At 68.6% G+C, this 23,591-nt stretch carries 19 protein-coding genes; 7 read left to right on the top strand and 12 right to left on the bottom strand.

Annotated elements, in window-relative coordinates:
- Positions 1-117: 117 nt before the first annotated feature.
- On the bottom strand, positions 118-2,217 hold the full coding sequence (locus tag LDL21_RS18070) for an Hsp70 family protein (RefSeq protein WP_225281045.1): 2,100 nt from the start codon (positions 2,215-2,217) through the stop codon (positions 118-120).
- 525 nt (positions 2,218-2,742) lie between these two features.
- Between LDL21_RS18070 and LDL21_RS18065 the strand changes: the two genes are divergently transcribed.
- Positions 2,743-3,504 (top strand): SDR family NAD(P)-dependent oxidoreductase, encoded by a 762-nt coding sequence (locus tag LDL21_RS18065; RefSeq protein WP_181698366.1) that lies wholly within the window; start codon positions 2,743-2,745, stop codon positions 3,502-3,504.
- A 70-nt stretch (positions 3,505-3,574) separates the two neighbouring features.
- On the opposite strand, the gene LDL21_RS18060 is transcribed toward LDL21_RS18065, so the two are convergent.
- From LDL21_RS18060 to LDL21_RS30210, 7 genes are all read right to left on the bottom strand, one after another.
- Positions 3,575-5,167: an FAD-dependent oxidoreductase gene (locus LDL21_RS18060; protein WP_225281044.1), complete on the bottom strand. Its 1,593-nt coding sequence runs from the start codon at positions 5,165-5,167 to the stop codon at positions 3,575-3,577.
- A gap of 12 nt (positions 5,168-5,179) precedes the next feature.
- Complete coding sequence (locus LDL21_RS18055) at positions 5,180-6,193, bottom strand: AurF N-oxygenase family protein (RefSeq protein WP_370465790.1); 1,014 nt, start codon at positions 6,191-6,193, stop codon at positions 5,180-5,182.
- Positions 6,194-6,499: 306 nt separating this feature from the next.
- Complete coding sequence (locus tag LDL21_RS18050; RefSeq protein WP_181698364.1) at positions 6,500-7,495, bottom strand: sulfate/molybdate ABC transporter ATP-binding protein; 996 nt, start codon at positions 7,493-7,495, stop codon at positions 6,500-6,502.
- On the bottom strand, positions 7,492-8,298 hold the full coding sequence (gene cysW / locus LDL21_RS18045) for a sulfate ABC transporter permease subunit CysW (protein WP_067642329.1): 807 nt from the start codon (positions 8,296-8,298) through the stop codon (positions 7,492-7,494). Before cysW ends, LDL21_RS18050 begins: the two co-directional genes overlap by 4 nt.
- Positions 8,295-9,194: a sulfate ABC transporter permease subunit CysT gene (gene cysT, locus LDL21_RS18040; protein ID WP_372462200.1), complete on the bottom strand. Its 900-nt coding sequence runs from the start codon at positions 9,192-9,194 to the stop codon at positions 8,295-8,297. Before cysT ends, cysW begins: the two co-directional genes overlap by 4 nt.
- Positions 9,195-9,229: 35 nt before the next feature.
- On the bottom strand, positions 9,230-10,279 hold the full coding sequence (locus LDL21_RS18035; protein ID WP_225281043.1) for a sulfate ABC transporter substrate-binding protein: 1,050 nt from the start codon (positions 10,277-10,279) through the stop codon (positions 9,230-9,232).
- Positions 10,280-10,488: 209 nt separating this feature from the next.
- Positions 10,489-10,578, bottom strand: a complete 90-nt coding sequence (locus tag LDL21_RS30210; RefSeq protein ID WP_019045829.1) for an Ms4533A family Cys-rich leader peptide — start codon at positions 10,576-10,578, stop codon at positions 10,489-10,491.
- 73 nt (positions 10,579-10,651) lie between these two features.
- On the opposite strand from LDL21_RS30210, the gene LDL21_RS18030 reads away from it, so the two are divergent.
- A complete protein-coding gene (locus LDL21_RS18030) occupies positions 10,652-11,701 on the top strand; it encodes a M48 family metallopeptidase (RefSeq protein ID WP_225281042.1) in 1,050 nt (349 codons plus the stop codon).
- A gap of 113 nt (positions 11,702-11,814) precedes the next feature.
- On the opposite strand, the gene LDL21_RS18025 is transcribed toward LDL21_RS18030, so the two are convergent.
- Entirely contained in the window at positions 11,815-12,054 is a 240-nt protein-coding gene (locus LDL21_RS18025; RefSeq protein ID WP_067642389.1) for a hypothetical protein, read from the bottom strand.
- A gap of 96 nt (positions 12,055-12,150) precedes the next feature.
- On the opposite strand from LDL21_RS18025, the gene LDL21_RS18020 reads away from it, so the two are divergent.
- Positions 12,151-14,124 (top strand): glycoside hydrolase family 15 protein, encoded by a 1,974-nt coding sequence (locus LDL21_RS18020; RefSeq protein WP_225281041.1) that lies wholly within the window; start codon positions 12,151-12,153, stop codon positions 14,122-14,124.
- Here the strand turns inward: LDL21_RS18020 and LDL21_RS18015 are convergent.
- Together LDL21_RS18015 and LDL21_RS18010 are read right to left on the bottom strand one after the other, a co-directional pair.
- Positions 14,118-15,920, bottom strand: coding sequence for a P-loop NTPase family protein (locus LDL21_RS18015; RefSeq protein WP_225281040.1), 1,803 nt, complete (start codon positions 15,918-15,920; stop codon positions 14,118-14,120). The genes LDL21_RS18020 and LDL21_RS18015 overlap by 7 nt on opposite strands.
- A 45-nt stretch (positions 15,921-15,965) precedes the next feature.
- Positions 15,966-18,359, bottom strand: coding sequence for a hypothetical protein (locus tag LDL21_RS18010; RefSeq protein ID WP_225281039.1), 2,394 nt, complete (start codon positions 18,357-18,359; stop codon positions 15,966-15,968).
- Positions 18,360-18,637: 278 nt separating this feature from the next.
- On the opposite strand from LDL21_RS18010, the gene LDL21_RS18005 reads away from it, so the two are divergent.
- From LDL21_RS18005 to LDL21_RS17995, 3 genes are read left to right on the top strand one after another with little or no spacing between them, the layout of a single operon-like run.
- On the top strand, positions 18,638-19,015 hold the full coding sequence (locus tag LDL21_RS18005) for a hypothetical protein (protein ID WP_225281038.1): 378 nt from the start codon (positions 18,638-18,640) through the stop codon (positions 19,013-19,015).
- 35 nt (positions 19,016-19,050) lie between these two features.
- Positions 19,051-19,743, top strand: a complete 693-nt coding sequence (locus LDL21_RS18000; protein ID WP_225281037.1) for a response regulator transcription factor — start codon at positions 19,051-19,053, stop codon at positions 19,741-19,743.
- Positions 19,740-21,041, top strand: coding sequence for a sensor histidine kinase (locus tag LDL21_RS17995; protein ID WP_225281036.1), 1,302 nt, complete (start codon positions 19,740-19,742; stop codon positions 21,039-21,041). The genes LDL21_RS18000 and LDL21_RS17995 overlap by 4 nt, the downstream gene beginning before the upstream one ends.
- A 1-nt stretch (position 21,042) precedes the next feature.
- On the opposite strand, the gene lepA is transcribed toward LDL21_RS17995, so the two are convergent.
- Positions 21,043-22,890, bottom strand: coding sequence for a translation elongation factor 4 (lepA, locus tag LDL21_RS17990; RefSeq protein WP_181698354.1), 1,848 nt, complete (start codon positions 22,888-22,890; stop codon positions 21,043-21,045).
- Positions 22,891-22,996: 106 nt separating this feature from the next.
- Here lepA and LDL21_RS17985 point away from each other — a divergent pair, with 106 nt between their 5' ends.
- On the top strand, positions 22,997-23,551 hold the full coding sequence (locus LDL21_RS17985) for a type II toxin-antitoxin system PemK/MazF family toxin (RefSeq protein ID WP_067642340.1): 555 nt from the start codon (positions 22,997-22,999) through the stop codon (positions 23,549-23,551).
- Positions 23,552-23,591: the final 40 nt, after the last annotated feature.

The raw sequence follows: 23,591 nt of genomic DNA, 5'->3' as shown, positions 1-23,591 counted from the left end.
GCGTCTGCCGCCGCCCGACGAAATGCTTGCCCCTGACCGACGAAATGCCTATCGTCGCTGAGCATTTGCCGCCGTTCGACGTGTTGTCTGACGCCGCCCGACGTACTGTCTTCGACCTCAGCGGCGCGAACCGCCGCCGTCTCCACCGCCGTCGCCGCCGGACGAGCCACCGGAGTCGCTGCCGCCGGAGGTGCCACCTGAAGTCGAGCCGCCCGAGGTACCACCCGAGGTCGACCCGCCCGAGGTACCACCCGAAGTCGAACCACCCGACGTGCCATCCGAGGTCGAGCCACCGGATGGGGAGCCACCGGACGTTCCGCCCGAGGTGGACCCGCCGGAGCTGCTGTCGCCGGACGTGCCGCCGGAGCCGGCGCCGCCGGAGTCACCACCCGAGGCGCCGCCCGTGGAACCGTCTGCGTCCGAACCGCCGGAGGTCCCACCCGATGTTCCGCCGGCAGTTCCACCCGACGCGCCACCGGATGTCCCGCCGGAGACGCCGCCGGTCGTGCCGCCGGTCGACGCACCCGAATCGGTACCGCCGGTGCCACCCGGATAACCGCCGGACGTGCCGCCGGATGGGATGCCGCCGGTACCACCGGGGTTGTACGGGTTGTCGGAAGGCCCCGCACCGCTGCCGATTCCGTCGGACACGCCGATATCGATGCCACCCGTGGCGGGCGGTGAGATGTCGGGAGCACCGGTGCCGGGCGCCGGGAGGGAGGTGTCACCGGGAACGGTCGGGGTTCCGGCGGACGGAATTCCGGAATTCGGCGATCCCGCCGAGGGGACACCGGCGATCGGATCGGGGTCGGTGATGGGGCCCGGACCAGGGTTGGTGATGGGGCCGGGGTCCTTCGGCAGCTCGGCGGAAGGCTTGTCGAACGGCAGCGGGTTGACGAAGTGGGCGGGGTCCCCGTAGGACGTGCGGGCCGGGACCGGGGAACGGCAGTCGTCACCGCCGGGCCGGAACCGTTCGCCACCATCGGAATCCGCCTGCGATGCCCCACGCTCGGGTGCACCCGACGCCGCACCGACGATCATCTCGTACGCGGTGCGCGCGGCCGCGCTGACGACGCGCACCTTGCCGGTGACCGGGTCGATCGTGTTGACCAGTCCCGTGGTCTGGGCGGCGAGCAGGTCGGCGCTCATGTCGTAGAGCAGGGCGTCGGCGGGAGCGCCGAGGGCGGGGAACCGTTCGAGGACGGGGGTCAGGCCCGGATCGAACGGGCTGCCGAACACCGTCATCGCCGACATCGCGAGCGCGGAAACCACGGCGGCGCTGGAGAAGACGGCCACGTGCGGCGCCGAGTTGCCGCTCTGCTGAGCCGGTGCGAAGGTGCGGGCGGCCAGGGCGGCCGCACCAGCCGCGACGACCTGACCGGGATCGGCGACGGTCACCAGCGGGACGCCGAGCTCGGCGAGGGTGCGCGCCACCTCCGGCGGCCGTGTGGCCCCGCCCACGAGCAGGATGCGGGAGATGTCGGCCAGCCGCAGGCCCGCGGCGGCAACAGTCTTGCTGACCAGCGGGAAGGTGTCGCGAATGTGTTCGGCGCGCAGGCTGTCGGTGTTCACCATCGAGGTGAGTGTCGCCGTGGCGCGGCCGTTGCGTGACTCGACGGCATACCGGGCGACCATCTCGCCCAACGGCTTTCCGCCGAAGTCGGTCGACCGCGCGGGTGTGCCGACCATCGGGTGGTGCGGCCAGTCGGGACCGACGCGCAGCACGGTCAGGTCGAGGCTGTTGGCGCCCAGGTCGTAGACGAGTACGAAACCCGGTGCGAGCGGGCCGTGTTCGACCTCGAGCCATTCGGCGGCGGCCACCGGTTCGGGCACGAGTAGCACCTGACCGGCACCCGCCAGGTGTAATGCCTGACCGAGCAGGGCGACCTGCTTCTCGGTGTAGGTGGCCGGGTAGGTGAGCACCACCCCGGCGGCCGGCTCGGCCAGTTCGATGAGCCCCGTGGCGACGGCGGCGATCAGGTTGGTGGCGGAGTAGAAACGCCCCGCGATCACCATCGGCTCCGGTTCGCGGCTCAGGTCCGCGAAATCCGTGATCGCCGAGGCGAATTCGTTGATCGCGCCGATGCGGGGGCGGCCCGCTTCGTCGAATGTGAGGGCGGTACGGCGTGTGCGTACCGTCGGCTTGGCCGGATCCTCGGCGACAACCGCCGAAATCGCATTGACCGTGCCGATGCTCAAACCCAGACCTCTGGTCATTGTTTTGCTATCCCGTCAACGCACCGTGACCACGTCCAGCACGCGAGCGCACTCATGTGGCCGCGGTCGTCTTCCAAACAGCTCGCCTAGATTAACGGCAACATGGCCGAATTGCTGTGAGATTGATACCCGACACTCCACCTCGGATGCAAGAGGGTGCATATTCGCAGGTAGGACACCATGAGGTCGACCGTCCAGTCCCCTGAACGTCCGCGCGAGCGCTTACAGACTCCGAGAAGCAGCTACCCAGGAGTAATCGTCGGAAGCTGATCGAAAATACATTCTTTCGGTTTGTTATGACCGGCATGACAGTAATTACCGACCGGTAATCAATTCATTTACTGCGAGTTCGCATACCTGTGTCGGGAAAACCAAAAGTTCGATTTGTATAACCCCCGGAAAGCGTGACATGTCAACGCAACGGCTGAAATCCGCCAGCGCGCACGGCCCCCCGACGGTTGACTCGAAGACCGGGAGACCGACCCACACGGTCTTCGAAACATCAAGGGAGAGAAGGTACTACGCATGTCCACTCGTTTCGCCGACCAGGTCGTCCTCGTCACCGGTGCCAGCTCCGGCGTCGGCAAGGCGGTGGCGCTGCGGGTCGCGGCCGAGGGTGCGGCCGTCGTACTCGGGGCCCGTGGCAAGGACCAGGGCGAGCAGGTCGCCGAGCAGATCCGGGCCGAGGGCGGGCGCGCACTGTTCGTGCCGACCGACGTCACCGTCGACGCCGATGTCGAGCGGCTCACCCAGGCCGCGCTCACCGAGTACGGCAGGCTCGACGCCGCCTTCAACAACGCGGGCGCGGTGAACGCCTTCGGGCCGGTCGCCGAGATCGGCGACGACGCCTGGCGCGCCGACCTGGAGCTGAACCTCACCGGCGTGTTCTACGGGCTGCGCCATCAGGTCCCCGCGATCATCGCCTCCGGCGGAGGCGCCATCCTGAACAACGCCTCCAACCTCGGCGTGGTCGGAATGGCCTCGGTGGCGCCCTATGTGGCGGCCAAGCACGGCGTGGTCGGCCTGACCAAGTCGGTGGCGCTGGAAACCGCGGCTGCCGGTGTGCGGGTGAACGCGCTGGTCTCCGGCGCGGTCGACACCCCGGCGTTCCGCGCGTCGATGGGCGCCACTCCCGAAGGGGAGGCGGCGATCGCGGCGCTGCACCCGATCGGGCGTATCGCGCAGCCCGCCGAGATCGCGGCGCTGTGCGCGTTCCTGCTCAGTGCCGAGGCATCGTTCGTCACGGGCGCTGCGGTGACCGTCGACGGTGGCTTCACCGCACAGTGAGCACCGCTCGGTGAGAACGACGAAGGCCCGCTACACCGCGCAGTCGGTGTAGCGGGCCTTGGCTGTTCGCTCAGCCGCGAGCGAGCAGGCGCTTGATGCCGCCACTCGCCGCGCGCGGTGCGGCGGCCCCACCGGCCACCGCCTGCGGACGACGCGAACGCACCAGCTTGTCGAACTCGCCCGAATCACGTGCCGGGTCACGCAGCGCGCCCCGGTTGAAGTCGTCGGCGAGCTGCTGCACGGTTTCCTGTGCACAGGACTTGTTGGTGCCGATGAACCCGGTGGGACCACGCTTGATCCAGCCGGTCACATACGTTCCCGACACGACATCGCCGCCGGGAGCGTCGAGCACCCGGCCCGCCTCGTTCGGGATCACGCCGCGCGCGTCGTCGAACGGCAGGTCCTTGGTCGGTACGCCTCGATAACCCACCGAGGTGAGCACGACGCCGGCTTCCAGGAGTTCGGTGTCGCCGGTCGGCACCGCGCTGGTGCGACCTTCGGCGTCGGTGACCAGCTCGTTGCGCTCGACCCGCACCCCGGTCACCGTCTCGGCACCGAGGATCTCCACGGGCGAGGACAGGTACCGGAACACGATGCGCTTGCGGTCGCCGAACGGGCGCTGCGCCACGCTGTGCAGCAGACGCAGTTTCTGCTCCACCTTGTAGGGCAGATCCGGGGTCACCGGGGGGAGCTCGCCCTCGATCGCGATGTCGATATCGGCGGCCAGCAGGCCCACGAACTCGGGCACCGTGAACGCCGACTCGGCCGGACCACGGCGGCCGAGCACGACCACCTCTTCGATCTTGCTCTCGCGCAACGCCTTCAAGGCGTAGGGCGCGATGTCGGTATCGGCGAGGGTGGCCGGGTCGACGGTCAGGATGCGGGCCACGTCGAGGGCGACGTTGCCGTTGCCCACGATCACGACGCGCTTCTGGTTCAGATCGAACTGATCCTCGGCATGGTCGGGGTGACCGTTGTACCAGGCGACGAAGTCGGTGGCCGACACGTTGCCGGGCAGCCCCTCACCGGGGATGTTCAGCTTGCGATCCGCCGACGCGCCGACCGCGTAGATCACCGCGTGGAAGTGCTCGAGCAGTTCGGCGTGGCTGATGTGCGTGCCGATCTCGACATCGAGGTAGGTGCCGAAGTCGTCCTGCTTCGACATCACGTCGAACAGGTCGGCCACCTTGCGGGTGCGCTTGTGGTCGGGCGCGACGCCGAGGCGGGCCAGGCCGTAGGCCTGCGGCAACCGGTCGAACATGGTCACCGCCACCCGGGGCTGGGTGAGCAGCTCGTCGGCGGCGTACATCGCCGACGGTCCCGACCCGACGATCGCCACCCGCAGCGGCGAGCGCTCGGTGTCGATGGCGGGCGGCATCACCGGGGCGGCCAGCGTGGGACGCGAGCGCTGCACCCGGTAGAAGTCGGCGTTGATCTCGATGAAGGGCTTCTGCTCTTCGGTGAGTTTCTTCGAGGAGGTGATCGCGTCGACCGGGCACGCGGTGGCACAGGCGCCGCAGTCCACACACGCGGCCGGGTCGACGTAGAGCATCTCCGCCGTACGGAAGTCCGGCTCATCCGGAGTCGGATGAATGCAGTTCACCGGGCATGCGTAGACGCACGAGGCGTCGCTACAGCACGACTGGGTTACAACGTAGGGCATCTATTTATCGTCTCAGGCGGCGTGCTTCGCGGAGCGCTTGGGCTCGGAACGGTAGCGGCTCGACGGACCATCGATGCCGAGCAGCTTCCAGACCTTCTTGGCGACCGGGTTCATCAGACCGATCTCCTCGGCCAGGGCACGCACGTCGATGAAGTAGTCCGCGAAGACCTGCTTGGCCTCCTTGGAGCCGTAGAACAGTTCCTTGCGGACCGCCTTGGGCATCTCGAACTGCTTGAAGAAGGTCTTCGGCGGGGTAGCGATGGCACGGCCCAGCACGAACATGACGATCGGCATGGCGATCGACAGCACGAACTTGTTGACCGCGGGCTGCGCGGGCACGTTCTTCTTCAGGAACTCGTGGGCGAAGGAGATGTGGCGAGCTTCCTCGGCCACGTGGATCGCCATCACGCCGCGCATGATCGGGTGGATGTCGTCACCCGAGCGCAGGATGTCCTTCTGGATGTGGTCGATCGGCTCTTCGCCGGCGAGCACGGCCATGAAGAAGAAGTTCGGGAACAGCGCACCGGCCGGGGCGGCCAGGTGGCGCAGCTGACGCACGAGCGGGTTCATGCCCGGCACGTCGGCGACGCGGTTCACCATCTCCTGGAACATCAGGGTGTGGTTGTGCTCTTCGATCATCTCGTGCGAGCAGTACCGGAATTCCGGATCGTTGTTCTTCAGATTGAAGATGTGCTGCATCATGCCGATGATCAGGATGGCCTCGAACTGCAGGCCGACCTTGGCGACATTGGCCTGGCGAACCTTGCCGATGGCGATCTTCTCGTCCAGCGGCAGAGCCTGGTACCAGGGGTGGCGACCGATCGGGTCGGCGGAGGTGACAAGCACCCAGCGCTCCGGCTTGTAGTCCGGATCGAATTCGGGGTTGTCCCAGTCGATGTCCTCGAACGGGTCGAAGTGGCGATTCACCGAAGCCTCGGACAGCATCAGCAACTTCTCGGCGTACGCCTGAGCCTCCGCGACTACAGGATCGACGTCAGGGTTGGTGGGCGCAGACATCGTCGTCACTGCCTCTCCTCAAGGGACGTTTACTGTTTCCAATAGTTACACCTACGAGTGGTCACGTCAACTCCGCGAACCCCTGGAATCCGGCCGGCGCGCGCGTCGACGCGGCGGCTGGACAAGCTACTCACCAGTAAAAACGCCCCTACCTGTGACACCGTGTCATGCACAGTCCGTGAGCCCACACGGTGAGATCGGGAAAATTCTTCGCGGAGGGGCGTGTCGCGGGACCGGCGGTACCGACTACCTGCGGCGATCCACGCAAGAACAAAGGCCCCGCGACAACTGTCGCGGGGCCTTCGCCTTGGAGATTCAGGAGTGCGGCAGGTCCGGAATCCGGGTGGCGCGGGCGTAGACGGTCTCGCCCTCGTTGAGCCGGAGGGCGGCCGCGTCACCGCGCGTCACCTGCGCGGCGAACTGATCGCCGGTCGCGGCATTGCGCAATTCGAGACGAACCTCGAAACCCAGCCGGACGATGCGTTCCACGGTGGCCCGGGTGACCCCGGCCGACTCGGCGGTGCCCTCGTGCTCGGCCAGCGCCATGCTCGGATCGCGCCCGATGCGGATGTCGTGCGGGCGGACCAGGTGACCGTTGAGCCGGGCGACCGCGCCGAGGAACGACATCACGAACTCGTTGGCGGGCCGGTCGTAGACCTCCTCGGGCGAACCGACCTGCTCGATGCGGCCCTTGTTCATCACCGCGATCCGGTCGGCCACGTCCAGGGCTTCCTCCTGGTCGTGGGTGACCAGCACGGTGGTCACGTGGACCTCGTCGTGCAGCCTGCGCAGCCACTGACGCAGATCGGTGCGCACCTTGGCATCGAGCGCGCCGAACGGCTCGTCGAGCAACAGCACCTGCGGGTCGACGGCCAGCGCGCGGGCCAGTGCCATGCGCTGACGCTGACCACCCGAGAGCTGCGCCGGATACCGGTGCTGGAAACCGTCGAGGCCGACGATGCCGAGCAGCTCGTCGACGCGCTTGTCGATCTCCTTCTTGGGCCGCTTGCGGATGGTCAGCCCGAAGGCGACGTTGTCGCGCACGGTCATGTGCTTGAACGCGGCGTAGTGCTGGAACACGAAGCCGATGTCGCGCTTCTGCGGCGGCACGTGGGTGACGTCGTTGCCCGCGATCACCACGACGCCCGAATCCAGATTCTCCAGGCCGGCGATCGAACGCAGCAGGGTGGACTTGCCCGAACCGGACGGGCCGAGCAGGGCGGTCAGCTCGCCGGAGGGGATGTCGATGCTGACGTCGTCGAGAGCGGCGAAGGAACCGTAGTTCTTGCGCGCGTTGGTCACGGTGATCATTCGGTGCCCCGCTTGCGTTCGAGAAGAGTCATCAGGAGGAGTACGACCAGCGCCATGCCCATCAGGAGGGTGGCCGCGCTGTAGGCGCCGAAGGTGTTGTGGTCGTTGATGTAGCGGCCGTGCACCAGCAGGGTCAGCGTCTGGGATTCGCCGGGCAGCGCGGTGGAGACCATGATGACCGCACCGAACTCGCCGAGCGCGCGGGCGACGGTGAGCACGACACCGTAGGTCAGACCCCAGCGGATGGCGGGCAGCGTGATGCGCCAGAACGTCTGCCAGCGCGACGCGCCGAGCGTGGCGGCCGCCTGTTCTTGATCGTCGCCGATCTCGTGCAGCACCGGCTCCACCTCACGCACCACGAACGGCAGCGTGACGAAGATGGTGGCGATGACCATGCCGGGCAGGCTGAAGATGACCTTGAAACCGAGCGTCTCCAGCCCGCCGAACCAGCCACCGGCACCCCAGAGCAGGATCAGCGAAACACCGACGACCACCGGCGACACCGCGAACGGCAGGTCGACGATGCCCTGCACCAGGCTGCGCCCGGGGAACTTGCTGCGCACCAGCGCCAGCGCGGTGACCACACCGAACACCACGTTCAGCGGAACGACGATGGCGACGATGATCATCGACAGCTGGAACGCCGACTGCGCGGCCGGCGTGGTGATCGACTCGAGGAACGCCCCGATCCCCCGTTCGAACGTGCGCCACAGGATGATGACCAGCGGCAGCACCAGCAGCACGGCCAGGTAGCCGAGCGCGACGGTACGCAACGACAGCCGGGTGAACGCGGACAGTCTCATCGGGCCGCCTCTTCCTTGCGCGCGGACCGTTCGGCCAGCAGCCGCAGCACGAGCAGGCTGACGAACGAGATCACCAGCAGCGCCACCGACACCGCGGCCGCGTTGATCGGCCGGTCGACTTCGATCTGCTGCTGGATGTACTGCGAGGTCATCTGGGTCTCGCGCGGGATGTTGCCACCGATCAGCACCACCGACCCGTACTCGCCGATCGCCCTGGCGAAGGCGAGGCCGCCACCGGAGATGATCGCGGGTGCGAGGGTGGGCAGCACGATCCGCCGGAAGGTGATCCAGTTGCTCGCGCCGAGCGACAGCGCCGCCTGCTCGACCTCCTTGTCGACCTCGATGAGCACCGGCTGCACCGAACGCACCACGAACGGCAGCGTCACGAAGGCGAGCGCGACCACGAGGCCCGGCTGGGAGGCGTTGAGATGGATGTCGATCGGGCTGTTCGGGCCGTAGAGCGAGAGCAGCACGATCGAGGCGACGATCGTGGGCAGCGCGAACGGCAGATCGATCAGCGCGTTGACGATCCCCTTGCCGGGGAATTCGTCGCGTACGAGCACCCAGGCGATGAGGGTGCCCATCAGCACGTTGATGACGGCGACGATCACCGAGACGCCGATGGTCACCTTCAGCGAGTCGAGCGCGGCGGGCGCGGTGACCGCGTCCCAGAATCCGCCCCAGCCGTCCTCGAACGAGCTGACCGTGAGCGCCGCGAGCGGCAGCAGCACGATGACGCTGAGCCACAGCACAGCCACACCGATGCCGACCGGGCCGACCGAACCGGTCACGCGCAGCCACGGCAAGCGGCGGACTGCCGGGCGTTTTTCGGGTTTCGTGGCACCGCCGGGATCGGGGGTTGCCCCAGTCCCGGCGTGCCCACTGCTGTCAGTCACAGTTGTCCAGTATCGCGTGTGCGCTGGGTCACGGCCTACTTGGTGGCCTGGTCGTAGATGACCGCGACCTTGCCGGTGCCCTGGGCGAACAGCTCCTTGTCGACCGTCTTCCAGCCGCCGAGGTCGTCGATGGTCCAGAGCTTGGCCGGCTGCGGGAAGTCGTCGGCGAACTCGGCGGCGACCTTCGGGTCGACCGGGCGGAAGCCTGCCTCGGCCCAGGCCTTCTGACCGGCCGGGGTGAACAGGAAGTCACGGAAAGCCAGCGCCTTGGCCTGGTTCTTGGCGTTCTTGAGCACCGCGACCGGGTTCTCGATCTTGAAGGTGACCGGCGGGTTGACGTGCTCGATCGGGTCGCCGTTGCGCTCGGAGAAGATGGCCTCGTTCTCGTAGCTCAGCAGCACGTCACCGGTGCCCTGCAGGAAGGTCTCGGTGGCTTCGCGGCCCGACTTGGGCTGCACCTTCACGTGTTCAGGCGAGATCAGCTGCGTCAGGTAGTCCAGGCCCGCCTGTGGGTTCTTGCCGCCGTCGCTCTTGGCAGCGTACGGCGCGAGCAGGTTCCACTTGGCCGAACCGGAGCTGAACGGGTTGGGGGTGACCACCTCGACGCCCGGCTTCACCAGGTCGTCCCAGTCCTTGATGCCCTTGGGGTTGCCCTTGCGCACCACCAGGGTCACCACCGAGCCGAACGGGATGCCCTTGCTCGCGTCGGCGTTCCAGTTCGACTCGACCAGACCCGCGTCGACCAGGCGGGTGATGTCGGGCTCGACCGAGAAGTTCACGATGTCGGCCTCGGCGCCGTCCTTGACCTTGCGCGACTGGTCACCCGAGGCACCGTAGGACGGGCGGATGGCGACGCCCTTGCCCGCCTCGGTCTTGTTGAACTCGGGCACGACCTTGTCGAAGCCCGGCTTGGGCACGGCGTAGGCGTAGAGGTTGATGGTGCCCGCGCTGCCGTCGGCGGCCGAGTCACCGCCGGTGGAGTCGCTGGCGCCGCCGCTGCACGCCGACAGGGTGACGGCGGCGACAGCGGTGAGGGCGACAGCGGCGACGCGACGGCGCGAGCCGAATCGGGTGATGCGAGACATCGGGGTGAACCTTTCGGAAAAAGCCGACCGGACAACGGTTTTCGTTGGCGCGGGTTGATGCTTGTCGATCGGTAGACCTACCGGGCGAACAGTGCCGGGCAGTTGGCGCGACTCGGGCTCCGGGCCCCCGGGGTGACGGACGACACCTGCGAAAGGAAAGCGCGCGCCAGTCTACTGGGAGGAAACGCGCAGGAGTGTCCGGTGGCCGATCAACGACAGAGGATATCGGCGACAGCGAGGTTGCCGACAGCGATCAACGCCAGTTCATGGCGGATCTGCGGAGCGACACTCGATGACACAGGCGAACTGTAGCAGATTTGTGCATGATGGTTCGAATCGACGAGAGTTCAACAACGAGGGGGGATTTCAGCCATGACCATGGCTCCTGACCGGGTACGGACCAGTTTTCCGGAGATCAGCACGCGCACCTGGGAGCACCCGGCCGACCGCACCGCGCTGGTGACACTGCGGTCGCTGAGCGGGTTCGACACCGTGCTGCGCGCGCTGTCGAGTCTGCTGCGGGAACGTCAGCACCGGTTGCTCTACCTGGCCACCGCGGTGCGGGTCGACGATCGCCAGTTCCGCACCCTGCACCAGTTGCGCGCCGACTGTGTGGGCGTGCTCGACGCGCAGGCCACGCCGGAGATGTTCGTGCTGCAGGACCCGTCGGTGAACGCCTTCACCATCGGGATGGACAAGCCGTTCATCGTGCTCACCACCGGCCTGCTCGAGCTGATGGACACCGAGGAGCTGCGGTTCGTCATCGGGCACGAACTCGGGCACGCGCTGTCCGGGCACGCCGTGTACCGCACGATGCTGATGCATTTGATGCGGTTGTCGGCCTCGGTGGGCTGGATGCCGGTGGGTGGCTGGGCGCTGCGCGCGATCGTCGCGGCGCTGATGGAGTGGAGCCGCAAGTCCGAACTGTCCGGCGACCGCGCGGGGCTGCTGTGCTGTCAGGACGTGGACGCCTCGGTGCGTGTGCACATGAAGACGGCGGGTGGCGCCTGGCTGAAGGAGATGAACCACGGCGCCTTCCTCGACCAAGCCGACGACTACCTGCGTTCGGGCGACCTGCGCGACGGGGTGCTCAAGCTGCTCAACCTGGAGTTGCAGTCGCATCCGTTCTCGGTGCTGCGCGCGGCCGAACTGCGCCGCTGGATCCAGTCCGGCGAATACGACCGGGTGCTCTCGGGCACTTATCCCCGACGCGAGCAGGATCGCAACGCGCGCATCAGCGACGAGGTGAAGGAGGCGGCCCGCCACTATCGCGAGTCGTTCGACCAGTCCGAGGACATGCTGGTGCGCACCGTGCGCGATCTGGGGCGCGATGTGGGATCGGCGGTGAACACCGTCGGCCAGGAAGTCGGCCGTACCGTCGCCGACCTGGGCAAACGTTTCGACGACTGGCGAAAGAACTGATCCGGACGACCGGTGTGGGCTATTCGCGCGCGCCGGTCACCTGGTGAAGAACCAGGCGATGACGACCAGGACGAGCAGGGCGACGAGGGCGAGCTGAACGCGCGAACGTGGCATCAGCGGGCCCCGCTGCCGACCGTCGGGCGCGCCGGAGCGGGCGCCGGGACAGGCGCGAGCTCGGGACGGTCGTCGCGGCCGAGCGCACGGAAGATCGCACGCAGGGCGCGGTCGAGGCCGTAGGCGATGGCGAAGCTGATCGGGACCATGCCGACCAGGACGACGAGGAATTGGGGAATGAACGGCAGCCCGGCCACCCACAGTTCGAAGCCGTCCCACCATCCTGCGATCCGTTGCACGACGACCACCCTAGTCGGTCGTCGTGAACACCCCTCACGACCGGGCGGTTTATCCGGTGCGGTGGACGCGGGCCGACATCGCACAGATCATGGGGTATGCCCTCTTCTCACGAAGACAGCCTGCCGATTCTGACGCCGGTGCTCTCGAGTGGTCGACGAGGCGCCTTCCCACCGATCGACGACTACGCCTTTCTGTCCGACTGTGAGACCAACTGCCTGATCGCCAGCAGCGGCTCGGTGGAGTGGATGTGTGTGCCGCGGCCGGACTCGCCGAGCGTGTTCGGCGCGGTCCTCGATCGTGCCGCCGGCCATTTCCGGATCGGCCCGTACGGCGTGCACGTGCCCGCCGCGCGGCGTTATCTGCCGGGCGGGATGATCCTGGAGACGACCTGGCAGACCGAGACCGGCTGGATGATCGTGCGCGACGCGCTGGTCCTCGGCCCCTGGCACAACACCACCTCGCGTTCGCGCAGCTTCCGCCGCACCCCGATGGACTGGGACGCCGAGCACATCCTGCTGCGGACGGTGAAGTGTGTGAGCGGCACGGTGGAACTGGAGATGAGCTGCGAGCCGTCGTTCGACTACCACCGCGACGGTGCGCGCTGGGAGTACACCGGCAAGGTGTACGAGCAGGCCACCGCGTCGTGCGCCGCCGACGACACCTGCCCGAGCCTGACACTCACCACCGATCTGCGGCTCGGGTTGGAGGGCCGCGAGGCGCGGGCGCGGACCAGGCTCAGCGAGGGCGACAACAGATTCGTCGCGCTCACCTGGTCGGAACTGCCCGCGCCAGCCACCTTCGACGAGGCGGCCGACAAGATGTGGACCACGGCCGAATGCTGGCGGCGCTGGATCACCCTCGGCGATTTCCCCGACCACCCGTGGCGCAACTATCTGCAGCGCAGCGCACTGACCCTCAAGGGCCTCACCTACGCCCCCACCGGCGCCCTGCTCGCCGCGCCGACCACGTCGCTGCCGGAAACACCTGGTGGCGAACGCAATTGGGACTACCGCTACACCTGGGTGCGGGACTCGAGTTTCGCGCTGTGGGGCTTGTACACCCTCGGTCTCGACCACGAGGCCGACGACTTCTTCAACTTCCTCAACGACGTGACCACCGGCGACAACGGCGACGCCGTCCCGCTGCAGGTGCTCTACGGTATCGGCGGCGAACGCCACCTCACCGAGGAAACGTTGCCCGAGCTGTCGGGTTACGACTACTCCCAGCCGGTCCGTATCGGCAACGCCGCCTACGACCAGGACCAGCACGACATCTGGGGCACCATGCTCGACGCGGTGTACCTGCACATGAAATCGCGCCAGCAGGTGCCGGACTCGTTGTGGCCCATGCTCGAACGCACGGTGAACGCGGCGATCAACCACTGGCGTGAACCCGATCGCGGCATCTGGGAGGTTCGCGGCGAACCGCAGCATTTCACCGCGTCGAAAGTGATGTGCTGGGTGGCGCTCGACCGTGGCGCCCGGCTGGCGCAGCTGCACGGCAAGCACACCCATGCGACGCGCTGGTTCGAGATCGCCGAGGAGATCCGCGAGGACGTCCTGGCCAACGGTGTCGATGCCGACGGGGTGTTCACCCAGACCTATGGCGGCACCACTCTCGACGCCTCCCTGCTGCTGATCGTGCTCACCCGGTTCCTGCCCGCCGACGACCCGCGAGTGCGGGCCACGGTGCTCGCCATCGCCGACCGGCTCACCGTGTCCGGGCTGGTCCTGCGCTACGACACCGATACCACCGACGACGGATTGTCCGGCGAGGAGGGCACTTTCACGATCTGCTCGTTCTGGCTGGTGTCGGCGCTGGTGGAGATCGGTGAGCTCGAACGCGCCACCCACCTGTGCGAACGGCTGCTCGGCTTGGCCAGTCCGCTCCGGCTCTACGCCGAGGAGATCGACCCGCGCACGGGCAGGCACCTGGGCAACTACCCGCAGGCGTTCACCCACCTGGCGCTCATCAACGCGGTGACCCACGTGATCCGGGCCGAGGACTCACGCCAGGCCGGACAGTTCCAGCCCGCGCACAGCCCGGCGCATCACCAGGCGAGTCAGTAGGCGAGTTTCTCGGCGCGAGCCCGCAGGGCGGCCACCGTGCGCAGTCCGGCGTCGATCTCGGTGAGGCGCAGCTCGCGGTGGTCGCCGTAGCGCAGCCCGGTCTCCTCGGCGGCGCGCAATGCCTCCTCGGCGGTGCGCGACACCTCGGCGGCGATCTCGGTGTAGTGGTCGCGCAGCACCCGCTGCAGCGTGCGCAACCGGTTGCGAGACTCCTTGCCCACCTGGAAGATCACGTCGTCGGCGAGCCGGGCGACGGCCACCTTGGCCTCGGCCTGCCTGCGCTGCTTGCGGTTTCGCCGGTCGTCCCACAGCGCGTTCACACCGAGCAGCACACCCGCGCCCGCCGAGTACCAGTTCACCAGCGACATACCGAGCAGGCTGGTAGCAAGACCCACCATCAGGATGCCGCCGTAGGAGCCACGCAGGGCGGACAGGAACTGCTGTCCCACACCGGCTTTGGCGCTCTCCAACGGTTCCAGCGGCTGCACCGGTTCGAGCACCTCGCCCGGATTGGTGAGCCGCAGTTCCGGCAGCGGCGGGGTGCGGTTGTCGGGCGGGAATTTCGCGGCCACCTGCTCGGACAGCTCGACGGCACGGTAGTGCGCCATCACGAAGTTCTCCTCGACCGCCTCACAGATCCGCGCGTCGAGTTCGGTGGCGAAATCGGCCCACTTGCGCGCCGGGTCGATCCGCGAGATCTCGGCCTCGGCCTCCCGGACCAGGCTGCGCAGGCGATGGCGCAGGTCGTGTTCGATATCGGCGCCCAGTTCGGCGCTGCCGTCGACCAGGGTGACCTGCCAGGTGGCGGTGCGCTGACGCAGCTGATCGGCCTCGGTGCGGGCGGCGGCCAGTCGCTGCGTGATCTCGGCGCGGCGGCGCGGGTCGCGCAGGGTGTCGGCCTCGGCGCGCAGGGTGACGGTGAGCTGGTCGGTGACGAGCGCGATATCGCGCACCGCCGCCGTCACCGCGACCGAATCGGCGCGGGCGACCACGAATTCGCGCAGATGATCGATGAGCTGGGGTACCCCGGATTCGATATCGCGCTGCGGGTCACGGGTCTCGCCCGCTTGGCGGTGCAGCACCGCTGACACGGGGGCGACGGCGAAGTTCAAGCCCGCCTCGTCGAGCAAGGCCCGGTTGCGGCGCTGGGTGAGCGACCAGTGCGGGTTGCGATCGATCTTGGTGAGCACACACACCACCGACGGGCAGACCCGTTCGACGCGGCGCAGGTAGTCCAGCTGGGCCGGGGTGAGTTCGGCAGCCGAATCGGTGGCGTAGAGGACCACGTCGGCGGCGGCGATCATCGACCAGGCCGCCTTGTCGTGGGTGGTCGAGCCCGGTGCGTCCATCACCACGAGACCGTCGGCGAGCAGGGGGCTCGGTTCGGCGAATTCCGCGCGCACGACGCCGAGCGAGATCAGCGCCGGGCCGGGATCGAGCGGGTCGACCGGCACGCGCTCCATCCGCCCGCGCGGATCCGACTTCACCAGCGTCGCGGTCGGTGTCCGGCCGTATTCGACGATCACCGGCACGCTCGGCTTGCCGTCGGTGGCGCTGACCGGGGTGCCGACCATGCTGTTGACCAGGGTGCTCATCCCGGCGCCCGGTTCACCGACGACGACCATGCGCACCCGGGGATCGGTGAGCCTTGCCCGCACCATGCCGAGGCGGGCATCGAGGTCGTCGCGCCCGCCGGAGCGGACCAGGTCCCGCAATTCGTCGACGAGCGAGACCACCGGTGCCATCGCGTCCGGGTGCTTCACCGTCGCGGTCTGCAGTCCGGTCGCGGCAGACAACCTGTTCCTCACTCTCGTCGCATGGGCCCGGTCCTCGTTCTGGGACTAGACGAAGTCGTACCCAGCGTGCGCGGTGGGAAACGCCGACGACAAGTCGGCGGCACCGACGCCCGGCTCGAACAGACCGGCCGAGGCGCCATAGTAGCCGCCGTCGTGCTGGTCGAACTCGGCGGCGATGGGCTTGGTCTCGATGACCGGCGGTTTCACCGGTGCGACGGTCGGCGCCACCGTGGCGGGCGGGGTGACCACCGCAGGCGGGTCGACGTCGACGGTCGGTTGCTTGGTCGGCGCGGTCGGCTGCTGCGTGGGTACGGTCGCCGTCGGCACCGACGCGGTCGGGCCGGTGGGGTCGGTGGGGTCGGTGGGGTCGGCGGGCGTATCGACGCTGGGGGTGCTCGGTGTGGTCGCGCCCGTGCCGGGGCCGGTGGTGAGGTCGTCGTCGGGGTAGGTGGGCGTCACCGGGACGGTGACACCGGTGGTCGGCACGGTGACCGTCGGCACCGTCACGTCGGGGCGCGTGGTGGGGACGGTCACGGTCGGCACCTCGGGCAGCTTCACCGTCGAGGGCGTGCTGAGGTCGACGGTGGTCGGCGACGAGGGCGGGGTGACCGTCGGCAGGGTCGTCGGTGTGCTGGTCGAAGGCTCGGGAACCACAACGGGTTTGGTGACCGGCGCCGGAGCGAGCAGGCCCGGCACAGCCGCGGCGGGCGCGGTGAGCGGGGACGCGCCCGCCGGGCCGCCGAGCACATTGGCGATGGGGGTGGTCGCCGCGTCGGGCTGGATGGTGGTCTGCAGGGGCGTGCTGACCACCGGGCTCGGTGCGATCGGCGCGGCGACGACCGGAACCGGAGCCGGGACCGGGGCGACGGGTGCCGGAGCGGGTGCCGCGGCGATCGGTGCGGGCGCGATGGCGGCGGGGGCCGGAGCGATCGGCGCCGGGGCCACCGGTGCGGGGGCGACGGGCGCCACGGCGGTGGGCGCGGGCGCACCGGTTACCGGTGCTACGCCGCCGGGGGCCGCATGGCCGGGGGCCGGCGCGGACTGACCCGGCACGACCGTGCCTTGCGTCGGTGCGGTCTGACCCGGTCCGGTGTGACCGGGCACGGTGGCGCCGGGCACGGCCGATCCGCTGGGGCCAGGTGTGACGGAATCGGTCTGACCGGGCGCGCCGGGCGCGGGCTGACCGGGTGCGCTCTGTCCGGGTGCGAGGGGCCCACCGGTCGAGCCGGGAACAGTCGCTGCGGGCAGGTCGGCACCCGCTGCGGATCCTGGGAGACCAGGGCTCGCCGCAGGGGCCTCGGAGCCGGGCAGCGCCGGACCCGTCGATCCACCGGGTACGTCCGAGCCAGGCAGTGCCGAACCGGGCAGCGCCTGGCCGGTCGAGGCACCGGGTACCCCATTCGCCGCACCGTCGAGCGGTGCGGGCTCGCCGGGGATGCGAATTCCGTCGCCGAGCCACTGGCTGTAGTCGTCGAGCGCGTCGCCGACATTGCCGACCTGCACGTCGACCTTCATCTGGGAGGTGAACCACACACCGTCGAGCCCGGCGTGCATGTCGACCTGCCAGTCGGAGGTCACCATCGCACCGAAGCCGTCGAACAGGTCACCGATGCCGTCGAAGGCGCCGCCGGGGTCGGCGACCTGGCTGGCCCCGTCGGAGCCGGGCAGCCCACCGAAGCCGGGCAGGCCGTGGTCGTAGCCGGGGATGCCGCCGCCGAAACCGGGGGCGCCACCGTCGTAGCCGGGGATGCCCGCACCGGGCAGACCGTCGTAGCCGGGGATCCCGATGCCGCCGCCGGGGATGCCGTCGTAACCGGGGATACCGCCGGGGAGTCCGTCGTATCCCGGGATGCCGATGCCGGGAATGCCGTCGAGTTCAGGGAATCCGGCGCCCGGCTGGCCGGTGCCGGGCTGGCCGGCACTCGGCTTGTCGGTGCCCGGGATGCCGAAACCGCTGTCGCCGTAGCCCGGTTTCGGCCCGTAGGACGGGATGCCGATGCCGTTCGACGAATCGTCGTCGTCGGTGCCGGGAATCCGCATGCCCTGGTCGCCGTCGGAACCCGGAATCTCGGGGCGCCAACCGCTTTCGCGTGGCTGCGAGGTCAGCGTGACATCGCCGTCCATGGGACGCTGCGTGCCGAAGGGGCTGTAGGGCAACGGGTTCGGAGCCGGTTCCGCGGGCAGGTCGGGGAAGGTGAGGACCGGGCTCGGCGCGTCGGGTTCCGGATCGGTCGGCACCTGCGACGACCAGCCGGCGTAGCGGCTGTCGGCGTTGCTGCTGCCCTGTTCCGGGCTCGTCCCGTTGGCGGCGACCAGCGCGCCACCGGTGACGTACGCGCCGGCCCGCGCCACCCGAGCCACACCGTTGGCCACCAGATAGGCCGTGTCGGTGCCGTCGGCGCGCGCGTCATCGTCGTCGAAAGGCAGTTCCCGCGTCATTCTTGCTCCACCACTCGCATCGCTGACTCTCCCCACCCACGAACGAGGCGAAGTGAAGATCATCCAACACTAATTGCCCGGATTCGTACTGTCATTTCCACCAGGACGGCCGGTCCCACCTTATGGCGAGCAACGCCTTTCGGCGAGCCGTCGGAACCAGGGGGGCGCAGATCCCAAGAGAACTCTAACGATCGCTCAACGAAGCGTGAAGATCGCCTGCCTAGCGTCGGTTTCGCCGACCGAGACGAGTCGGCGACCGCACAGCCAGGAGACCGATCATGACCACTTCCTCCCTGCGCCGCCGCATCGGCGTCGTCACCGCGACCGTCGGCGGCGTGGCGCTGCTCACCGCGACTCTCAGCGGCGCCGCGCTCGCCCAGCCCGGCGCACCCGACCACGGCGAACACGTCCGGATCATCTGTACCGCTCCCGGTGGCGACCTGCCCGTGCCGCCCGAACCCCCGCACGAACCGCGCATCGACCTCGAGCGTTTCCCCGCACATCCCGGCCACGACCACACGATCCACATCGGCCCGGGCGCGCCCGGCGAGCTGCCCGAGGGCGTCGAGTGTGTGCGGATCGCACCGGGCGGGGAGCGGACCGTCATCGAGCTGCCCGACGGCGCGCGCCCCGCGCGTCCGGCTCTTCCGCGCTGACCTGCTGTCACGATCGATCGCACTAGGGTGAGCAGATGACCGGACAGCAGATCTTGGTCGTCGACGACGAGGTCCGCGTGCTCGCGTCGCTGCGGCGCGGGCTGGAACTGTCGGGGTTCGAGGTGCTCACCGCGAGCGACGGCGCCGCTGCCCTCACCCTGGTGCGCTCGGCCACCCCAGACGCCATGGTGCTCGATGTGAACATGCCCGAGCTCGACGGCGTGGGCGTGGTCACGGCGTTGCGGGCGTTGGGCAACGACATCCCCATCTGCGTGCTCAGCGCCCGCAGCGCGGTGACCGACCGGATCGCCGCCCTGGAAAAGGGTGCCGACGACTATCTCACCAAGCCCTTCGACCTCGGCGAACTCGTGGCCCGGTTGCGTGCGTTGCTGCGGCGCAGACCGGTCACCGGCGCGTCCAACGGCGAGACGATCCGGGTCGGTGAGGTGGCGATCGATCTGGCCGGGCACCGGGTGCGCGCGGCCGGGCGCCCCGTCGACCTGACCAAGCGCGAGTTCGAACTGCTGGCGATGCTGGCCCGTAACGAGGGCATCGTGCTGGGTCGCGAACAGATCCTGTCCACCGTGTGGGGCTACGACTTCAGCACCGACACGAATGTGGTGGATGTGTTCGTGTCGTATCTGCGCCGGAAACTGGAGGCCGACGGGGTGGAGCGAGTGGTGCACACCGTGCGCGGGGTCGGGTTCGTCATGCGGGAGCAGCCGTGAGAACGCGCTCCTGGTCGTTGCGTACCCGGGTGGCGGTGGTGTCGGCGGTGGTCGCCGCGGTCGTCGCGGTGACACTCGGGCTCACCTACGCGGCACTGTTGAAAGCGGCGGGTGATCGTCAGCTCGACGAGACCGTGTCGACGATGCGGGTGATCGTCGCCCATCCCGCCCATCGAATCCCTTCCGCACCACCGGTTCCGCCCGAGCCTGCGACTCCCTTCGAAACGTCACCTGCGCCCGCACCGGACGAGGTCGCACCGGACGGCTCGGCCGGTCCGCTACCCAACGGTCGACCGCTCACTCGCCCCGCGCCGCCGGATGTCGGGCTGGCGCTCGTGCAGGGCGCGCCGGGCATGGTCGTGCGGCTGAACCCCGACCGCGATCTGATCGATGCCGCCATCACCCGCAGCCAGCTGATCGGGCTCGGCATCGGCGTGGGCGGAGTGCTCGTCGCGGCCGGATTGGGTTGGGTGCTCGCCGGTTTCGCGGCCCGGCCGCTGCGCAGGCTCGCCTCGGCCACACACGAGATCGACACCCTCGACCGCCTGCCACCGTTGCCGGGGCGCGGGGTCAGGGAGGCCGAGGAACTGTCCGACGCCATCAACCGCATGCTCACGCGTCTGGAAACCGCGCACGGACAGACCAATCAGGCCCTGGCGAGCGCCCGCGATTTCGCCGCCGTCTGCGCGCACGAACTGCGCACCCCGCTCACCGCCATGCGCACCGATCTGCAGGTGCTCGCCGGTACCGAACTGCCCGCCGAGCAGCGCGGCATTGTCCTGGCCGACGTGCTGGAGGCCGAACGCCAGATCGAGCACACCCTCACCGATCTCGAGCGCCTGGCCGTCGGCGAACTCACCGACCGCGCCGCATTCGAACCGTTCGAACTGTGCGAAACCCTCGACCGCGCCGTACAGAACGCGCGCCGCACCCACCCCGGCACCGAGATCACCCTCACCGCCTGCGATCCGGTCCCGATGACCGGGCTGCCCGGCGGCATCATGCTGATCGTGACGAACGCCGTGGCCAACGCGGTACACCACGGCCGGGCGAGCGTGGTGCAGGTCCGGGCGGAGCCGGGCTCGATCACCATCGACGACAACGGCACCGGCATCCCGGAGCACCTGGGCGCCAACGCTTTCGACCGCTTCGTCAAACGTCCCGGTTCACCCGGATCGGGACTCGGCCTGGCGCTGGTTCGTCAACAGGCCGAATTACACGGCGGTACAGCCCAATTGAGCCGCAGCCCGCTCGGCGGCACACGCCTCACCGTGCGTGTGCCCACCGAACCCGGCTGAGTTACTTGCCCTTCGGCTTGTCCGAGGAGGCGTCCGAGGACAGCGCTGCCACGAAAGCCTCCTGCGGCACATCGACCCGGCCGATGGTCTTCATGCGCTTCTTGCCTTCCTTCTGCTTCTCGAGCAGCTTGCGCTTACGGCTGATGTCACCGCCGTAGCACTTGGCGAGCACGTCCTTGCGGATGGCACGGATGTTCTCGCGCGCGATGATCTTCGAGCCGATCGCCGCCTGGATGGGCACCTCGAACTGCTGACGCGGGATGAGTTCGCGCAGCTTGGTCGTCATCTTGTTGCCGTAGGGCTGGGCCGCGTCCTTGTGCACGATGGCGCTGAACGCGTCGACAGCCTCACCCTGCAACAGGATGTCGACCTTCACCAGCGCGGCTTCCTGCTCGCCCGCCTCTTCGTAATCGAGGCTGGCGTAGCCGCGCGTGCGCGACTTCAGCGAATCGAAGAAGTCGAAGATGATCTCGGCCATCGGCAGCGTGTACCGCATCTCGACGCGGGTCTCGGACAGGTAGTCCATGCCGAGCAGCTCGCCGCGCCGGGACTGACACAGCTCCATGATGGAACCGATGAACTCGCTCGGTGCGATCACGGTGCACTTGGTGACCGGCTCGAAAGCCTGGCGCACCTTGCCCTCCGGCCAGAACGAGGGATTGGTGACGATGTGTTCTTTACCGTCTTCCATGACCACGCGGTAGATCACATTGGGCGCGGTGGAGATGAGGTCGAGACCGAACTCGCGCTCGAGGCGTTCGCGGGTGATCTCCATGTGCAGCAGACCGAGGAAGCCGCAGCGGAAGCCGAAACCGAGCGCCACCGAGGTTTCCGGCACGTAGGTGAGCGCGGCGTCGTTGAGCTGGAGCTTGTCCAGGGCGTCGCGCAGGTTCGGGTAGTCCGAACCGTCCACCGGGTAGAGGCCGGAGTAGACCATCGGCTGGGGTTCGCGGTACCCGGTGAGGGCCTGCGTCGCGCCGTCGCGGGCGCTGGTGATGGTGTCACCGACCTTGGACTGGCGAACGTCCTTCACGCCGGTGATGAGGTAGCCCACCTCGCCGACGCCCAGACCCTGGGTGGGCTTGGGTTCGGGCGAGACGATGCCGATCTCGAGCAGTTCGTGGGTCGCGCCGGTCGACATCATCTTGATCTTCTGACGCGGGGTCAGCTTGCCGTCGACCACGCGGATGTAGGTGACCACACCGCGGTAGGTGTCGTAGACGGAGTCGAAGATCATGGCGCGGGCGGGCGCGTCGGCGTCGCCGACCGGCGGCGGGACCAACCGGACCGCCTCGTCGAGCAGCGCGGGCACACCGACGCCGGTCTTGCCGGACACGCGGAGCACGTCGTCGGGTTCACAGCCGACGATGTGGGCGATCTCGGCGGCGTAGCGATCCGGGTCGGCGGCGGGCAGGTCGATCTTGTTCAGGACCGGGATGATCGTGAGGTCCTTGTCCATCGCCAGGTAGAGATTGGCGAGGGTCTGTGCCTCGATCCCCTGCGCGGCGTCGACCAGCAGGATCGCACCCTCACAGGCCTCCAGCGCGCGCGACACCTCGTAGGTGAAGTCGACGTGGCCCGGGGTGTCGATCAGGTGCAGCACGTAGTCGGTGCCGTCGACCTGCCACGGCAGGCGGACGTTCTGCGCCTTGATGGTGATCCCGCGCTCGCGCTCGATGTCCATCCGGTCCAGGTACTGGGCGCGCATCGCCCGCTCCTCGACCACACCGGTCAGCTGCAACATCCGATCGGCCAGGGTCGACTTGCCGTGGTCGATGTGGGCGATGATGCAGAAGTTCCTGATCCGCGACGGATCGGTGAACGTCGTATCGGCAAAGCTGGAAGCCACTCCACTCCTCGAGGGGTATCGGCGAACTGGGTCCATCGTCCCATGACCACACGCGCGGCTCTGTCACCGGTGCACCGGAGCCGGGTCAGTCGTTATATTTCCAAGCATGGCCAGCAGTTGGAACACTCTCGGCAAGCAGCTCGGCGTGATCGCCAAGGAGCAGGGGCCGAAGATCGTGCGCAAGCAGGGACCTCGGCTGCTCGAGAAGCTGGCGGGTGCCTTGGGCGGCGCCAAGCCCGGCCCCGTCGTGCCGGTGCGCCCGACCGCCTCGACACCGGTGCCGACCGCGCATCGGGCCCGCCAGATCGTGTACTGCCCGCAATTGGACGGGCGCGCCGACCCGGGTGAGGTCGTGTGGACCTGGGTGCCGTTCGAGGAGGACCCGACCAACGGCAAGGACCGGCCGGTGCTGGTGGTCGGCCGCGACCGTAAAACGCTGCTCGGGCTGATGCTGTCGTCGAAACCCGAACGCGCGCACGACCGCAACTGGGTGGGCATCGGCTCGGGCCCCTGGGACCACGCGGGCCGGGCGAGCTGGGTGCGGCTGGACCGGGTGCTCGATGTGCCCGAGGACGGTATCCGGCGCGAAGGCGCGATCGTCGAACGCAAGACCTTCGACCTGGTCGCGCATCGGCTGGTGGCCGAATACAGCTGGAGCTGACGCGACGACCCCCGACCCGGACGCACCGGATCGGGGGTCG

The sequence above is a fragment of the Nocardia rosealba genome (assembly GCF_020216065.1).
In the GTDB taxonomy this organism is placed as follows: domain Bacteria; phylum Actinomycetota; class Actinomycetes; order Mycobacteriales; family Mycobacteriaceae; genus Nocardia; species Nocardia rosealba.
This window is presented reverse-complemented; position numbering and strand designations above follow the sequence as displayed.

What these genes read in the sequence shown, in the direction of transcription:
- LDL21_RS18070 (WP_225281045.1), bottom strand. Translation starts at nt 2,217, where the DNA reads ATGACCAGAGGTCTGGGTTTGAGCATCGGCACGGTCAATGCGATTTCG.
- LDL21_RS18065 (WP_181698366.1), top strand. Translation starts at nt 2,743, where the DNA reads ATGTCCACTCGTTTCGCCGACCAGGTCGTCCTCGTCACCGGTGCCAGC.
- LDL21_RS18060 (WP_225281044.1), bottom strand. Translation starts at nt 5,167, where the DNA reads ATGCCCTACGTTGTAACCCAGTCGTGCTGTAGCGACGCCTCGTGCGTC.
- LDL21_RS18050 (WP_181698364.1), bottom strand. Translation starts at nt 7,495, where the DNA reads ATGATCACCGTGACCAACGCGCGCAAGAACTACGGTTCCTTCGCCGCT.
- cysW (WP_067642329.1), bottom strand. Translation starts at nt 8,298, where the DNA reads ATGAGACTGTCCGCGTTCACCCGGCTGTCGTTGCGTACCGTCGCGCTC.
- LDL21_RS18035 (WP_225281043.1), bottom strand. Translation starts at nt 10,279, where the DNA reads ATGTCTCGCATCACCCGATTCGGCTCGCGCCGTCGCGTCGCCGCTGTC.
- LDL21_RS18030 (WP_225281042.1), top strand. Translation starts at nt 10,652, where the DNA reads ATGACCATGGCTCCTGACCGGGTACGGACCAGTTTTCCGGAGATCAGC.
- LDL21_RS18020 (WP_225281041.1), top strand. Translation starts at nt 12,151, where the DNA reads ATGCCCTCTTCTCACGAAGACAGCCTGCCGATTCTGACGCCGGTGCTC.
- LDL21_RS18010 (WP_225281039.1), bottom strand. Translation starts at nt 18,359, where the DNA reads ATGACGCGGGAACTGCCTTTCGACGACGATGACGCGCGCGCCGACGGC.
- LDL21_RS18005 (WP_225281038.1), top strand. Translation starts at nt 18,638, where the DNA reads ATGACCACTTCCTCCCTGCGCCGCCGCATCGGCGTCGTCACCGCGACC.
- LDL21_RS18000 (WP_225281037.1), top strand. Translation starts at nt 19,051, where the DNA reads ATGACCGGACAGCAGATCTTGGTCGTCGACGACGAGGTCCGCGTGCTC.
- LDL21_RS17985 (WP_067642340.1), top strand. Translation starts at nt 22,997, where the DNA reads ATGGCCAGCAGTTGGAACACTCTCGGCAAGCAGCTCGGCGTGATCGCC.